The organism is Paenibacillus sp. FSL H8-0122 (assembly GCF_038005345.1).
GTDB lineage: Bacteria > Bacillota > Bacilli > Paenibacillales > Paenibacillaceae > Paenibacillus_AQ.
On record NZ_JBBOTB010000001.1, the window covers coordinates 7383920 to 7398054 of the forward strand.

Sequence of the window (14135 nt, forward strand, 5' to 3'; positions counted from 1 at the left end):
GTGAATACCTGGATTATTATGAAATTTGAGCTGCGCAGACAGCTCCGTTCACGCACGTTGCTGCTGAATATGTTCCTGCTGCCGCTGGTGCTGATCTTCCTCTTGGGCGCTTCGCTCTCCGGGGTGGTCGGGGTACAGGGGGCAGATGAGATCAAGCCTGTACGTGTAGCTATTGTGAATAACGGAGGCGGAGGGGCGGAGGCATCTGCGATCCTTACGGCTTTTCTGGAGACGCCTGAGGTGAAGGGGCTCATTATTCCTGTCAAGACAGAGAGCCGTGAAGCCGCGGAGAGCGGGCTGCGCACCAGCAAATATGCCTATGGGGTGATTGTTCCCCCGGGCTTCGACCAGGAGGTGCAGAGCGGTAAGAAGGCGAGCCTGGAGTTCATTCTGGGCAGGAGCCATGCCGATAACCGGGTAGCCGGAACCGCCTTCGACAATCTGCTGATGGAGCTGAATTATAAGCAGGCGGCAGCCGTAACCCTTGGACCACAGGCTCTTACAGCGACTACGGCACCTGCCGGTAAGCCGGGGGTGGTATTGGGGGATCTGAACAATGGCGGGAAGACCTATTCGGCGGCCCAGTTCTATGCAGCGTCCATGCTGCTGATGTTCCTGATGTACAGCGGGTTGACCGTGACAGCCTCACTTTTTAACGATAAAGAGAACCATACGCTGTTCAGAATCCATTCCATGCCGGTAAAAGACAGTCATCTGTTCATCGGCAAAATGCTCGGCGTAGGCCTGGTCAGCATCCTGCAGTGCCTCACGATTATTCTGCTGTCTGACTGGTTGTTCGGCGTCTACTGGGGCAACCGCCCGGGACTGCTGCTGCTGTTCTGCCTGCTGATGATTGCCGCCTCAATGACACTTGCCGTACTGATCTGCCTCTTCAGCCGGACCTCGGCGACGGCTACGAATATCATTAGTGTCCTGACTGTAGTAATGACCTTCGTCAGCGGCGGAATGGCGCCGCTTCCTGATTCCTGGGTGAACAGCGCAGGGGCATTCACGCTTAACCATTGGGTACAGCAGGCGGTCATCCGGATGATGCTGCATTCCGGTCTGGAGCAGCTTTTGCCGAATCTGTGGGTGATGTGCATCATTAGCGCGGCATTGTTCGCGGCAGTGATTGTCTCATACAGGAAGGTGGGTTACCGTGGATAAAATATTAATTATTGCCTGGAATATGATTAGACGAAGTATTGGTACCTTCAGAGGGCTTATGGTATTCATTCTGCTTCCCGGCGTAGTGGTGGCAGCGATTATCTCCCTTACCGGAGGGATGGCGGAGGGACCGGCAACCGTTCTATACGTCAACTCGGATACGGGGGCAGCCGGCAGACATTTGATTACGGAGCTGGAGCTGGCCGGAGAGTATAAGTTCGAGCCGCGCAGCGACGAGGCTGCCTTGAAGGAAGCCACAATTAAACAGGAGGGAACGGTGGGGGTGTTCATTCCTGCCGGGTACACTGCCGCCTTAATGGCGGGGGAGCCGCCGCAGATCAGCATCTATGAGCTTCGGGCAAGTGAAGGCTCAATTATGATGAAGATGAAGATCACCGCCACTGCTGCACAAATTGCCGAAGCGGCACATACCGTTGCTGCCGCCAGCGGAGGAACAGGCGATATGCAGGCGCAGCTCGCTGCTGTGCTGAAGCAGTCGGAGCAGCACAACGTGGGCAGCATCCGTACCGATTATGATCTCTATCCGCGGCAGACCCTGGGTGTAGTTACAGGGATGACGCTTATGTTCCTGATGGCACTGGTGACCAGCTCCGTCTCCCAGATCACGGATGACCGCAGAGGGCGGACCATGATGCGCATGTTCAGCGCTCCAGTCCGTTCCTATGAAATTGCGCTTGGCAACTTCCTGGGCAGCTTTCTTGTAGGAATGATTCAGATCCTTGTCGTGCTGGTACTGGGCAAATGGGTGCTCCGCTACGATTATGAGATGCCGCTCTTTCTCTACTTCCTGGTTCTGGCGGCCTTCATGCTGGTCTCCATGGGGATTGCCAGCACCGTTGCCGGGCTGATCCGCAATCCGCGTAATGCGGGGATGCTGAATTCGCTGATTCTTACCCCGACCTGCATGCTGGGCGGCTGCTTCTGGCCCGTCTCCATCATGCCGGAATATATGCAGAAGCTGGCCAACTTTACACCGCAGAAATGGGCGATACAGGCGGTAGACATTGCCGCGACCGGTGGCGGCTGGAATGAGCTGTGGATGCCGTTTGCGATCCTGGGCCTGATGGCCGCCGTTCTGCTGGCGATTGGCTCTGCCATTCTCCGTCCGAACGAAGCGGGAATCAGTACCTGATATCGAAGCGTATCCTTGCTGCCCCTGATGTCCGAATCGGACATGTCCAAACCACTTAATTATGTGATATGATTGAATCGAAGGGACATATGACAGGGGGATGCGAGGATGGGCAGCAATAAGCTGGCTTGGACCTGGAAGGTGAAAGAGGAATACTTAGAGAAATACGTACAGATGCATCTGGAGCCGTGGCCGGAGATTCTGGAGGAGCACAGCAAGGCGGGCATCCGCAACTACTCTATTTTTCAGAATGGCAACCAGTTCTTCTATTGCTTCGAATGTGATAATACAGAAGCCGCATTCGCCTACATCGCCGGGAGTGAGGCCTGCAACCGCTGGAATGCGATCACCTCGAAGATGGTCGAAGGTTCCTTTGATTTCAACGATGCGGTTCCGATGGTGCCACTGCGTGAGGTCTTTTATCTGAAGTAGTCCGGTTTACAGCAATGTTCATTGGAGCTATACTGGAGAGAATCGTTTGAAGCTAACTGAATAGGTCAGTGTAATTAGGAGGAGCCTGTCACCAAGGCTTCTCTTTGTCGTTTTTCGTGTTTTTTAGGAGAAAAGGAGTGGGAATAGCAAGTGGAATTCATATTGTACTTACTGCTGATTCTATTATTCACCAAGCTGGCCGGGGACTTGTCTGTGCGGCTCGGGCAGCCTGCGGTGCTGGGAAAGCTGCTGGTCGGCATCCTTCTCGGACCAGCCGTGCTCGGCTGGGTGCAGCCGGGCGGATTCATTCATTACATGTCCGAGATTGGCGTGCTGCTGCTGATGTTCATCGCGGGACTAGAGACAGACCTGAAGCAACTGCGAGAGAACTGGAAGGCGGCTCTGGCAGTCGCGGTGGGCGGAATTCTGCTGCCTTTTATCGGTGGATATGGCATCGGGGCATGGTTCGGCTTCGCGGATCATAATTCCCTCTTCTTGGGCGTCATTCTCAGCGCGACCTCAGTCAGTATTTCCGTTCAGGTGCTGAAGGAGATGGACCGGCTGAATTCGCCGGAAGGCTCGACCATTCTGGGGGCGGCGGTGATCGATGACATTCTCGTTGTGATTCTGCTGGCGGTGCTAATGAGCTTTTTCGGCACAGGCAGTGACATCTCCATTCCCCTGTTGATCGGCAAAAAACTGCTGTTCTTTGCCGTCGCCATTCTCGCCGGCTGGCTGGCCGTCCCCCGGGTGATGCGCTGGCTTGCCCCGCTGCGGGTGACGGAGCCTGTCATCACGGCTGCGCTCGTGATTCTCCTCGGGTACGCGTATTTCGCCGAGATGATGGGGATGGCCGGGATTATCGGCGCTTTTGCCGCCGGAATTGCTATTGCCCAGACGTCCTTCAAGCAGGTGGTGGAGTCCAAAGTAGAGCCGATTGCCTATACGCTGTTTGTACCGGTCTTTTTTGTGAGTATCGGGCTGAGTGTCAGCTTCGAGGGGCTGGGCAGCCACATTCTATTTGTGGTGGTGTTATCCTTGTTCGCAATATTGTCGAAATGGCTGGGCGGCGGAATCGGCGCACGGCTGACCGGGTTCAATACGCGGTCCTCGCTCATTATCGGCGCAGGCATGATCTCCAGAGGCGAAGTCGCCCTGATTATAGCCGCCACGGGCCTGTCGAGCGGGCTGCTGCAGCCGGAGTATTTCACTGGAGTGATTATTGCTGTAATTGTAACCACACTTGTCACGCCGCCGCTGCTCAAGGGCATGTTCCGATGACTATTTTTTAAAGAAAATAAGACAATCTCTAAATTTGTGGACCGTGATAATCTTATATAATGGGTTGTACTCAAAAAAAACGATTAGAGGGGAATGAGTCCTATCCGGTCTACAGCTACAACACTGGCAGCAGGCACGGTCCTGTCGCTTAGCCTGCTGCTGGGGTGCAGCAGCCAAAATACATCCGTCACCGGTACGCCGGGGGCAGAATCGGCTCCGTCTGCCTTAGTATCTGCTTCTGCGTCGCCATCGGCAACTCCTACTGCCCCTGCACAGACTGTTTCATCTGCACCAAGTGCTTCACCAGCAGACGTAGAAACTGCATCCTCAGCGACTCCGATAACTACAGCTGGCCTCACCAGCCAGTTCCCGCCGGATGGTCTGGCCGGATCGGTCATTATCGATTCTGTGAATGCCGAAGGGACAGTTCGGGCAAGAACCTCAGCGGGACAAGGCGAGCTACTGATGATCTCAAGCAGCCCGGAGGAGCGGGGGCATCTCAATGTTTCCAGCAATGACGGTCTTGAAGGGGAGCAGACGTATCAGGCTGATTACTCCATCGTATACCGGGCGGAGAAGCAGGATCAGGTATTGCTTAAGCTGCCCGCCTTCTTATTCGTACGCCCAACAGACCAGGTTCTGGAGTTCGGTCAAGTCAGCTTCAAAAATGCAGAAGTGTATCTGCTTGCTCCCCAATACAAGTCCGGACATGGACTGGTTGCTTACGCCTTTGCTATGGAGAAGGGAAGCGGAGAAGTATTTCCGTTATCCTTCAAGCAGGGGGAAATCATACATGATATGTTGGTCTACTCCGAGCTGCCGCCGTTCCCGGCCAACCAGAACGAACAGTTAGTGGTGCACTCGCCTGAGGGTGCCGGGGGCGAACCGGAGCTGAAGTCACGGGTATACGACTTGGATCTGGAGAAGCGGCAGTTTATCGCACGTTAGAGTAAAACCTCCCTTCTATCTGGAATTTTGCTTCCGGGTAGAAGGGAGGTTTTTTAATATAGTAAGATACTGAAAATCAAAGGGGAGTGATTAGGGCGGCTGGCGGAGGTATGCCGGGTGGGGCGGATGAGAGGGATAAATCCCTCAGATGCGGGCAGAAGTGGGCGGATGAGTGGAACGTTGCCAAATTTAGTTGAAGAAGAGTATTGAAGTGCACTAGTACATCTGATTTCAGCGAACATACGCCAAAACGGGCAAGTGAAGTGCATTAGTGCCCCCGAATTCACGGGATACCGGCCAATTGAGTAAATGTGGTGCACTAGTACCCCTGAAATTCACGAATGCGCGCCAATCCAGCAAATAAGGTGCACTTCTGCACCTCTGCACCTCATTCACCCTATCCCCGGCTACCGTCAGCTCCCCCCACTCCCGCCGCAAGTGAGCGGCGGACTGCCATACCGCCACATTGCCACACTCGCCACATCCCTCAGTTCCCCGTACTCTCATACCGGGACAACCCGTACCGGAAGACCCCGTAAGCCGCAGCCGCGCTTCCGATAGCCGCGACAGGGGCGAGGAGCCACCAGCCGGACCAGCCGCTTTTGCCGAAAATATAGGTTGCCGGGTAGAAGCTGATGAACGCATAGGGCAGCACCGTCGAAATGAAGATGCGGATCGCCTGCGGAAACAGGGTAATCGGATATTTGGCCAGATCGGACAGATTATGTACCATTAGCGGGAACGCATTCCCGGCATTGCGAATCCAGAAGGCCGCCGAGTTACCCATGAGGTTAATGGATACCCGGATAATGACCGCAGTGACGAATAACAGGATAAGAATGGCGGCCTTGCCCGTAGTCCAATGGATGGGGCTGTGCACAAGCGACTGCCAGATGATCACCCCGCCGATGAGCAGATTGCCGAGTCCGTTAATCCCAATCCCTGTGCAGAACACCTGAAGAACCACCGGCACCGGCCGCAGCAGATAACGGTCCAGCTCCCCTGTGTTGACCAGCCTGCCCAGCCGCCAGCTGCCCTCGAAGAACAGCGACCCCGCCCCCTCCGTCAGGAAGATCATAGCGTACATGAAGGTGACCTCCCAGAACTGCCAGCCCTGAATATCCGGAATCCGGTCATAGATCACCCACAGGAACACGAACCCCAATACCTGCGTCAAGGCTGCCGAACACATCAGGATGTAAAAGTCTTTATTATACTCCAGAATCGCCTTAAGCTGCTGCACATACAGCCTTCTATAGAGATAGAGCATTTGCGATATTTTCATTCTGCGTCCTCCTTCAGCCTTAGCCCCCATGAATGGTCACCTGGCGGACCGCCCAGTTCCACATGGCTTTGCCCGCCATCCAGAGCCCTGCCCCCCAAAAAAGCTGAAGGCCGATCAGCCGCAGGCTTTCCCGCGTATCTGCCTGTTGCAGGAAGATCATCGTCGGCGTATGAATGATGGCCTGGAAGGGCAGCAGCAGCGCCAGTTTTTCCAGCCAGTCCGGGAAGAAGGCCAATGGCACCAGCGCGCCCGACAGCAGGTTAGTGAGCGCAATCCGCGTCCAGACAATCCCGAGGGACCCCGTCGACCAGAAGCATAACAGCGCCGCCAGATAGACCACGCCGAATTTGACCACAACCGCGCAGAGCAGACTGACCGCAAACAGCAGATAGACGACCGGCGAGTGGGGGAAGGTCACTCCGGTAAGGAAGGTGGCGAACACGATCAGCAGAACCGTACTCATTGCCCCCTCCAGCAGGCTTGCGCCCAAGGTCTCGGCGAATCGGGCCGTCTGGAAATCAATCGGCTTCAGCAGGTCCATGGCGACGCTGCCGTCCAGGATTTTGCCGGAGATGGCGGTCTCGGAATACCAGGACAGGACGGAATTGGCCAGGAAGGTCACCAGCAGATAGGTCTTCATCTGATCCCAGGAGTAGCCGCCCACCGCCTCGCGCCCGCCATAGATTCCCTGCCAGAGGAAGAAGATCGCTACGAGATTAATCGAGTTGGCCAGTAAATTGATGATATAGGAGTTCCGGTAGGCCATCACATTCTGCAGGGAGCGGTTGGCGATGCTTCTGTATTTGTTAAGCCGGGCTGTTGTCATCATGGTGCGCCTGCCCCCTTGCTCCCCGGTGCTCGTTCAGGTCCAGATGGCCGTCATAGACAGCCTTAATGACCTGCTCAATGTGGGTATCCTCCATGCGGAAATCAAGTACCTCCCCATGCTTCATCACCCGGCTGACCACTTCACTGGCAGTATATTCATACCGGTCAAAAGTGACCGAGAACTCCTGGCTGCTCTGCTGTTCCAGCTTCAACCCGGGACTCTGCTCCAGCAGCTCGTACAATTCCGGCATGGGGGAGCGTACCTGGAAGAAGATGACGCGGTTTTTGGCAAAACGGGCCTTGACCTCGCTCAGTGTCCCGTCATAAATAATCGCGCCGTGATCGATAATGACCAGCCGCTTGCACAGGTCCTCAATGTCGCCCAGGTCATGGGTCGTCAGCATCACGGTCGTCTGCTGCTCCTGGTTGATCTGCTTAATGAACCCGCGGATCTTCTCCTTCACGGATACATCAAGGCCAATCGTCGGCTCATCGAGATACAGAATCGGCGGATTATGCAGCAGGGCTGCGGCCAGATCGGCACGCATGCGCTGACCCAGCGAGAGCTTTCGCGCGGACAGGTGGATGAATTCGCTCATCCCGAGCATGTCGGTGAACAAGTCCATATTCTTCCTGTAGAGGGCATCCGGAATCTGATAGATATCCTTCAGCAGCGAGAAGGACTCGGCAATCGGAATATCCCACCACAGCTGGGTGCGCTGCCCGAAGACTGCGCCGATCTGGGCGGCGTTTTCCATTCTTTTGCGGTACGGATTGATCCCGTTCACCGAGATACTCCCGGAGGAAGGCATCAGAATGCCGGTCAGCATCTTGATGGTAGTCGATTTACCGGCGCCATTCGGTCCCACGTAGGCCACCGTCTCCCCCGCTTCGATCCTCAGATCCAGCGGCTTGACCGCCACCTTCTCAATATGCCTGGGCAGGAACAGATGCTTCACCGCTCCCTTAAGGCCCGGCTCCTTCACCGCCTGCATGAAGGACTTACTCAGCCCTTTGGCTTCAATCATACTCAAGCTTAACCCTCCTGTTCATTGCTCTGAAAGCGTTACCGCAGATGCCTGCGGAGAAAACTTCTGAATCCTCAGCGGTCTGACAGACGTAAGAGTAAATATATCACTGAGCAGATGTCGAAAACTATCAGTTTAAGTCGATTTTGCAAAAAAAAGCGGCAACCCCGGAAGCCTACACCAACCGGGATTTGCCGCTCCGCTTAAGGAGAGACTGGACGGCGAACCCTACCAGCAGGGGAAGCGCCAGCTGAACCTCGAGTCTCCAGTCTACAGCATACAGGTCTACGAGATTAATCTGCTTCAACAATACATAGGTCACGTTGTATAAGAGGAATGAACAGCTGAAGGTGAGCAGAGGGATAAGATATAATGTCCTTTTGTTCTGCAGCAGCCGGTATCCCGCAAGGGTTAAGAGGGTATAGCTGGCCATGATGAGCAGGGCATAATTACTGCCGAAGCGCAGGAATGACACCATGGCAGTAGCCAGATTAAGGGCAGCCGATAGATAGCCGATGCGAAGCATGTCGAACCTCCCGGAATTATGTGGAAATATAAGAGTGAACAGATTTCTACATTTTACAGCGCTAACGCGGGGATTTACAGATCCAATACTGAATGTTCATTATTCCGTAATTGTATGTTATAATGCTTTCTTTTAAAATTGATTATATAGGAATTGGTAAAAATGGAGGGATCGTTTGTGAGAGTCTTTAATCAATCAAGAGCATGGAGTATGCCTGGAGATTTAGAAGCAAGCGAACTTGAAGCCTTCCGGCCGCTGGATGCAACCCAAGTTGATGTCCAGAGCGGAATGTCCGTGGCGGGTTCTTCTGAAGAATCCAGGGAGCATATCTATCATAGAGCTATGATTGCTTCCATCCGCAGTGAAATGAACAAATTAAGCCAGCTGCTCTCCATTCCTTATGTGGTGTTCCTGACGGACAAGGCGGGGACCATTCTGGAGCTGGTCTATTCTTCTTCGGAGACGCAGGCCGAGATGGAGCAGGCGGAGCTGCGTCCGGGGGTCAGCTTAAGCAAGCAGCAGGCGGGAATGAATGCTGTATCGCTGGCGATGGAGATGAACTGCATCGGAGTGGTGCGGGGAACGGAACATACGGATCAGACCTTCCGCGACTGGAACTGTGTATGCGCTCCCTTGCAGGATCATGATACCGTTTACGGATATGTTGATATTTCTTTTAATAGAGGAGAGCCTATTGAATTCGCCATTCCCTTCGTGCAGCAGATTGCTGAGAATATCATGGAGAAGTGGATGGAGAAGAACCCGGAGATGCAGCAGTACCGGCTTGAATCCACATTGCTGGAGTATAAGCTGACCGCGCGGGAGCAGGAGGTAGCGAGGCTGTGGCTGCTGGAGAAGAGTGCGCTGCATATCGGAAGCGATCTGGGAATCAGTGAAGGCACCGTGCGCAATATGCTGAAGAGCATCTATAGTAAAATGCGGGTGAATGACCGCTTCCAATTCGTGAAGCGGCTTACGCCGTAGCCGGGGGAATCTGCATCAGGTACATATATCGAATAGCCGGGCAGTGATACGAATGTATCGCTGACCCGGCTATTTGGTGTACCATCTAAGTCCGGCTTCTCTGGCAGAAGGTTAACCGCAGGAGCAGTTGAGTACCGGCTTACGCGCGGCCTGTGTCTCATCCAGGCGGCTGATTTCAGTCGTATGCGGTGCATTAATGACAATCTCCGGTGTCTCCTCGGCTTCCTTGACGATTCGGATCATGGTCTCAATGAAGCCGTCGAGCGTCTCCTTGCTCTCGGTCTCGGTCGGCTCAATCATCATACATTCCTCTACCGTCAGCGGGAAGTAGACGGTTGGCGGATGATAGCCGAAGTCGAGCAGCCGTTTGGCTACATCGAGGGTACGTACACCGTACTGCTTAAGGTTCTTGCCGGACATCACGAATTCATGCTTGCAGACCCCGGGGAAGGGAATCTCGAAGTAAGGGGCCAGCCGGTGCATCATATAGTTGGCGTTCAGCACAGCGTTCTCGGACACCTCACGCAGGCCGTCGGGACCGTAGGTGCGGATATAGGCATATGCACGGACGAGAATCCCGAAGTTACCGTAAAAGGCTTTGACGCGGCCGATCGATTCCGGCCCGCTGCAGTCCAGCGTGAAGCTGCCGTCTTCGTTCTGTGCCACCGTAGGCTGTGGCAGGAATGGAATCAGCTTCGCCTTCACGCCGACCGGTCCGGCTCCCGGACCTCCGCCGCCGTGCGGCGTGCTCATCGTCTTGTGCAGGTTGAGATGCACCACATCGAAGCCCATATCGCCCGGGCGGGTAATGCCCATAATGGCGTTGGAGTTCGCTCCGTCATAATAGAGCAGGCCGCCCGCTTCATGGACAATTGCCGCGATCTCGACGATCTGCGTCTCGAAGAGTCCGAGGGTACTCGGGTTCGTGAGCATCAGCGCAGCGGTGTCGCTGCCGACCGCCGCCTTCAGCGCTTCGAGATCGACCATTCCCTTGTCGTTGGAGGGAATGGTCACGGTATCCAGTCCCGCTGCTGCGGCGCTCGCCGGGTTGGTCCCGTGCGAGGAATCCGGCACGATGACCTTGGTGCGGACCTCGCCGCGGCTCTCATGGTAGGCGCGGATCATCATCAGGCCGGTCCACTCGCCATGGGCGCCGGCAGCGGGCTGCAGGGATACGGCATCCATGCCGGTCAGGGCGGCGAGATCCTTTTGCAGCGTGTACATCAGTTCAAGCGCCCCCTGGATGCTCTCTTCCGGCTGATACGGATGGATCTTGGAGAGTCCCGGGAAGCGGGCGACATCCTCGTTGATCTTGGGGTTGTATTTCATCGTGCAGGAGCCGAGCGGATAGAAGCCGTTATCGACTCCGAAGTTGCGGCGGGACAGGGCGGTATAGTGGCGGATGACATCCACTTCCGATACCTCCGGCAGTACGACCGGCTCACTGCGCAGCAGTCCTTCGGGAATGAGTGAGCCAAGGGCCTCGCCCTGCGGCACATCACACAGAGGCAGGGAGTAGGCCGAGCGGCCGGGACGGCTTAATTCAAAAATCAGACTTTGTTCCGGTTTCATACACAGCCCTCCAGTGCGCTTGCGAATTCGTCAATTTCGGTCTTGCTTCGTTTCTCCGTTACGGCCACCAGCATATGTCCGGCCAGCTCGGGATAATCCCGGCTTAAGTCATAGCCGCCCAGATAGCCTTCCTTCAGCAGCTTGGAGTTAACTGCACTCACACTGCTGCCCTCCGGGAGCTTCAGGACGAATTCATTGAAGAACGGGGCAGTGAAGACGCGCTCTGCGCCAGTGATTTCAGCCAGCCGCCCAGCGGCATAGTGGCTCTTGCGGATGTTCAGCTCACCCACCTCGCGCATGCCCTCCTTGCCCATCACGGACAGATAGACGGAAGCGCACAGCGCCAAGAGTGCCTGATTGGAGCAGATATTCGAGGTCGCCTTCTCACGGCGGATATGCTGTTCGCGGGCTTGCAGCGTCAGCACGAAGCCGCGCTTGCCATTCCGGTCAACCGTCTGGCCGACGATCCGGCCCGGCATCCGGCGCATCAGCGGCTCAGCCACCGCGAAGAACCCGCAGGTCGGACCGCCGAGCGAAGCGGCAATTCCGAGCGGTTGCGCGTCGCCGACAACGATGTCTGCGCCAAGCCGTCCGGGAGACTCCAATACGCCAAGTGCAATGGGGTTCGCGCTGACCACGAGCAGTCCCTTGACCGCGTGGATCAGCGGCTCGATCTTGCGCAGATCCTCAATACCGCCGAAGAAGTTCGGCGACTGAACCAGCACAGCGGCCGTATCGCTGTCGATGGCTTCGGCCAGCTTAGCGAGATCCGTTAACCCGTCAGCATAATCAATCTCTACAATTTGCAGGCCCCAGGCGTTGGCGGAGGTACGCAGCACCTGACGCGCTTCAGGATGAACTGTGCGGGAGACAATCAGCTTCTTGCGTTTGGTGGCGCCTGCGGCCAGCACAGCCGCTTCGGAGAAGGCGGTTGCGCCGTCATACATACTGGCATTGGCAACCTTCATTCCGGTCAGCTCACAGATATACGACTGGAATTCAAAGATCGCCTGAAGCTCCCCCTGGCTGATCTCCGGCTGGTAAGGAGTGTAAGCAGTATAGAATTCCGAACGGGAAATCACATGGTTGATGACAACCGGAACATGGTGATCATACAATCCGGCGCCCAGGAAGCTGGTGTGCGTGTCGAAGTCGGCATTCTTGTCAGCCAGACCCTTCATATGGCGAAGCAGTGCGTATTCGTCCAGAGCGCCGGACATCGGCATCGTTCCCTGGTAGCGGACGGACTGCGGAATATCGGCGAACAGCTCGTCGATGGACTGGATGCCTACGGTTTCCATCATTTCTGCACGGTCTTGCTCAGTCATAGGCAGATAGCGGTGCTTCATTGCGGCTTCACTCCTTGGCTTCTTTTGTAGAATGGGGCTTTGATGACGGCAGCCTTAAGCTGCTTGCCGCGAATCTCCACATACACCTCTGTGCCGATCTCCGTATAGGCAGCATCCAGCAGGGCAAGTCCGAGATTCCGTTTCAGTGTCGGGGATTGGGTGCCAGTCGTTACTTCACCGATCTTGACTCCGTCCGCGTACACGGGGTAGTGGGAGCGGGGAATGCCGCGGTCGATCATCTCCAGGCCCACAAGACGCCGGGGCAGACCGGCTTCCTTCTGCTTCAGCAGGGCGTCACGGCCGATGAAATCCCCTGCATCCAGCTTCACGAAGAACTGGACACCGGCTTCAAGCGGCGTAATATCCGCCGACAGCTCCTGGCCGTACAGCGGCAGCTTGGCTTCGAAGCGGAGCGTATCGCGTGCGCCGAGTCCGGCGGGAGTCAGGCCATGGGGTGCGCCTGCGGCCAGCAGGCCGTTCCAGAGTGCTGCTGCTGTATCTGCGGGAGCATACAGTTCGAAGCCGTCCTCGCCAGTATATCCGGTACGGGAGAGCAGGACGGTGACGCCGCAGATTTCAGCGTGTTCGATGAAGTGGAACGGCTTAAGCTCTGTTAGAGACACCTGCGTGACCTTGGACAGAATCGTCTCTGCCAGCGGTCCCTGCAAAGCAAGCAGCAGCGTCTCATCCGAGATATTCTTCAGGGTGACACCGCTGAATTCAGCGGTAAGATGCTCCTGCAGCCACTGGAAGTCCTTGTCGATATTGGACGCATTGACGACAAGCATGTAACGCTCCTCACCCAGCCGGTATACGAGCAGATCGTCCACCACTCCGCCGCTTGGATAGAGCATGAGAGTATACTGCGCCGCGCCGTCTTCCAGGCGGCTGACATCATTCGTGGTCATTCTCTGGAGGAAGGCTTCCGCGCCCTCTCCGGTAACCATGAATTCCCCCATGTGGGAGACATCGAACAGTCCGGCCTGATTGCGGACGGCCTCATGCTCCTTCACGATGCCTGTGAACTGCACCGGCAGCTCCCAGCCGCCAAAATCAATACATCTGGACTCCGCATACGCGGCATAGAGATCATAAAAAGGTGTTCTTCTCAAAGACTCCATCTCGTCACTCCCTTGGCTTTGATTACATACGAAAAAGGACAGGCGAAAGCCATTATGCACGCATGCATAAATGGACTTTCGCTCTGTCCTTTGTACCTGAGAGTTACCCTGCAGCTGTTGGTGCAGGTTTCCCCGTTGGTGATCCGTGAAGCCTGCGGCGCAGGTAACCGGATACTCTCCAGAGATGCGTCCGGCAAAGGTCCTTTTGCCTGAGAGATTCACCCATCCCGGGCTTACTCCTTCGGCGCTGTCTTCCTGTGAGACAGTCTCTCCCTATGCCATCATTCGCAAACCATATGTTTTTCTACTGACTCCATTAAACCGGGTAACCCTCCGCCCTGTCAATCAAAAAACGTCAAAAAGTTGACAAATTTAATTTTACTGTCAGTTATATTGACATTAGGCAAGCCGATAACTTAGGCTATAACTAAATTTAGAACTCCAATTACGGAAAAGAGGCG

The 14135-nt window shown here is 55.5% G+C and carries 13 protein-coding genes and 2 riboswitches; of the genes, 6 read left to right on the forward strand and 7 right to left on the reverse strand.

The annotated features are described in order from the left end of the window. The 5 genes from NSS64_RS31725 (at nt 1) to NSS64_RS31745 (ending at nt 4981) form a co-directional block, all read left to right on the forward strand. The gene (locus tag NSS64_RS31725) at nt 1-1167 is read left to right on the forward strand and encodes an ABC transporter permease (protein WP_341142693.1); all 1167 of its coding nucleotides are present in this window, start codon (nt 1-3) and stop codon (nt 1165-1167) included. Then, nucleotides 1160-2320 (forward strand): ABC transporter permease, encoded by a 1161-nt coding sequence (locus tag NSS64_RS31730; RefSeq protein WP_341142694.1) that lies wholly within the window; start codon nt 1160-1162, stop codon nt 2318-2320. Before NSS64_RS31725 ends, NSS64_RS31730 begins: the two co-directional genes overlap by 8 nt. 108 nt (nt 2321-2428) lie before the next feature. Continuing rightward, on the forward strand, nt 2429-2752 hold the full coding sequence (locus NSS64_RS31735) for an L-rhamnose mutarotase (protein ID WP_209868349.1): 324 nt from the start codon (nt 2429-2431) through the stop codon (nt 2750-2752). A gap of 150 nt (nt 2753-2902) precedes the next feature. Further along, nucleotides 2903-4033: a cation:proton antiporter gene (locus tag NSS64_RS31740; RefSeq protein WP_341142695.1), complete on the forward strand. Its 1131-nt coding sequence runs from the start codon at nt 2903-2905 to the stop codon at nt 4031-4033. Nucleotides 4034-4126: 93 nt separating this feature from the next. Then, nucleotides 4127-4981 (forward strand): hypothetical protein, encoded by an 855-nt coding sequence (locus tag NSS64_RS31745; RefSeq protein ID WP_341142696.1) that lies wholly within the window; start codon nt 4127-4129, stop codon nt 4979-4981. Nucleotides 4982-5468: 487 nt separating this feature from the next. On the opposite strand, the gene NSS64_RS31750 is transcribed toward NSS64_RS31745, so the two are convergent. The 4 genes from NSS64_RS31750 to NSS64_RS31765 form a co-directional block, all read right to left on the reverse strand. Continuing rightward, the gene (locus NSS64_RS31750) at nt 5469-6266 is read right to left on the reverse strand and encodes an ABC transporter permease (RefSeq protein WP_340994674.1); all 798 of its coding nucleotides are present in this window, start codon (nt 6264-6266) and stop codon (nt 5469-5471) included. A gap of 19 nt (nt 6267-6285) precedes the next feature. Continuing rightward, entirely contained in the window at nt 6286-7095 is an 810-nt protein-coding gene (locus NSS64_RS31755) for an ABC transporter permease (RefSeq protein ID WP_341142697.1), read from the reverse strand. Continuing rightward, nucleotides 7073-8122 (reverse strand): ABC transporter ATP-binding protein, encoded by a 1050-nt coding sequence (locus NSS64_RS31760; RefSeq protein ID WP_341142925.1) that lies wholly within the window; start codon nt 8120-8122, stop codon nt 7073-7075. Before NSS64_RS31760 ends, NSS64_RS31755 begins: the two co-directional genes overlap by 23 nt. Nucleotides 8123-8297: 175 nt before the next feature. Beyond that, nucleotides 8298-8648 carry a hypothetical protein gene (locus tag NSS64_RS31765; protein WP_341142698.1) on the reverse strand — a complete coding sequence of 117 codons (351 nt, stop codon included), beginning with the start codon at nt 8646-8648 and terminating at the stop codon, nt 8298-8300. A 210-nt stretch (nt 8649-8858) separates the two neighbouring features. On the opposite strand from NSS64_RS31765, the gene NSS64_RS31770 reads away from it, so the two are divergent. Beyond that, nucleotides 8859-9632, forward strand: a complete 774-nt coding sequence (locus tag NSS64_RS31770) for a LuxR C-terminal-related transcriptional regulator (RefSeq protein WP_341142699.1) — start codon at nt 8859-8861, stop codon at nt 9630-9632. Nucleotides 9633-9743: 111 nt separating this feature from the next. Here the strand turns inward: NSS64_RS31770 and gcvPB are convergent, their stop codons facing one another. From gcvPB to gcvT, 3 genes are read right to left on the reverse strand one after another with little or no spacing between them, the layout of a single operon-like run. After that, nucleotides 9744-11204 (reverse strand): aminomethyl-transferring glycine dehydrogenase subunit GcvPB, encoded by a 1461-nt coding sequence (gcvPB, locus tag NSS64_RS31775; RefSeq protein ID WP_341142700.1) that lies wholly within the window; start codon nt 11202-11204, stop codon nt 9744-9746. Continuing rightward, nucleotides 11201-12553, reverse strand: coding sequence for an aminomethyl-transferring glycine dehydrogenase subunit GcvPA (gcvPA, locus tag NSS64_RS31780; protein ID WP_341142701.1), 1353 nt, complete (start codon nt 12551-12553; stop codon nt 11201-11203). The genes gcvPB and gcvPA overlap by 4 nt, the downstream gene beginning before the upstream one ends. After that, nucleotides 12550-13674 (reverse strand): glycine cleavage system aminomethyltransferase GcvT, encoded by a 1125-nt coding sequence (gcvT, locus tag NSS64_RS31785; RefSeq protein WP_341142702.1) that lies wholly within the window; start codon nt 13672-13674, stop codon nt 12550-12552. The genes gcvPA and gcvT overlap by 4 nt, the downstream gene beginning before the upstream one ends. 81 nt (nt 13675-13755) lie before the next feature. Beyond that, nucleotides 13756-13858: riboswitch (glycine riboswitch) on the reverse strand. A gap of 3 nt (nt 13859-13861) precedes the next feature. Continuing rightward, a riboswitch (glycine riboswitch) is annotated at nt 13862-13959 on the reverse strand. Nucleotides 13960-14135 lie beyond the last annotated feature (176 nt).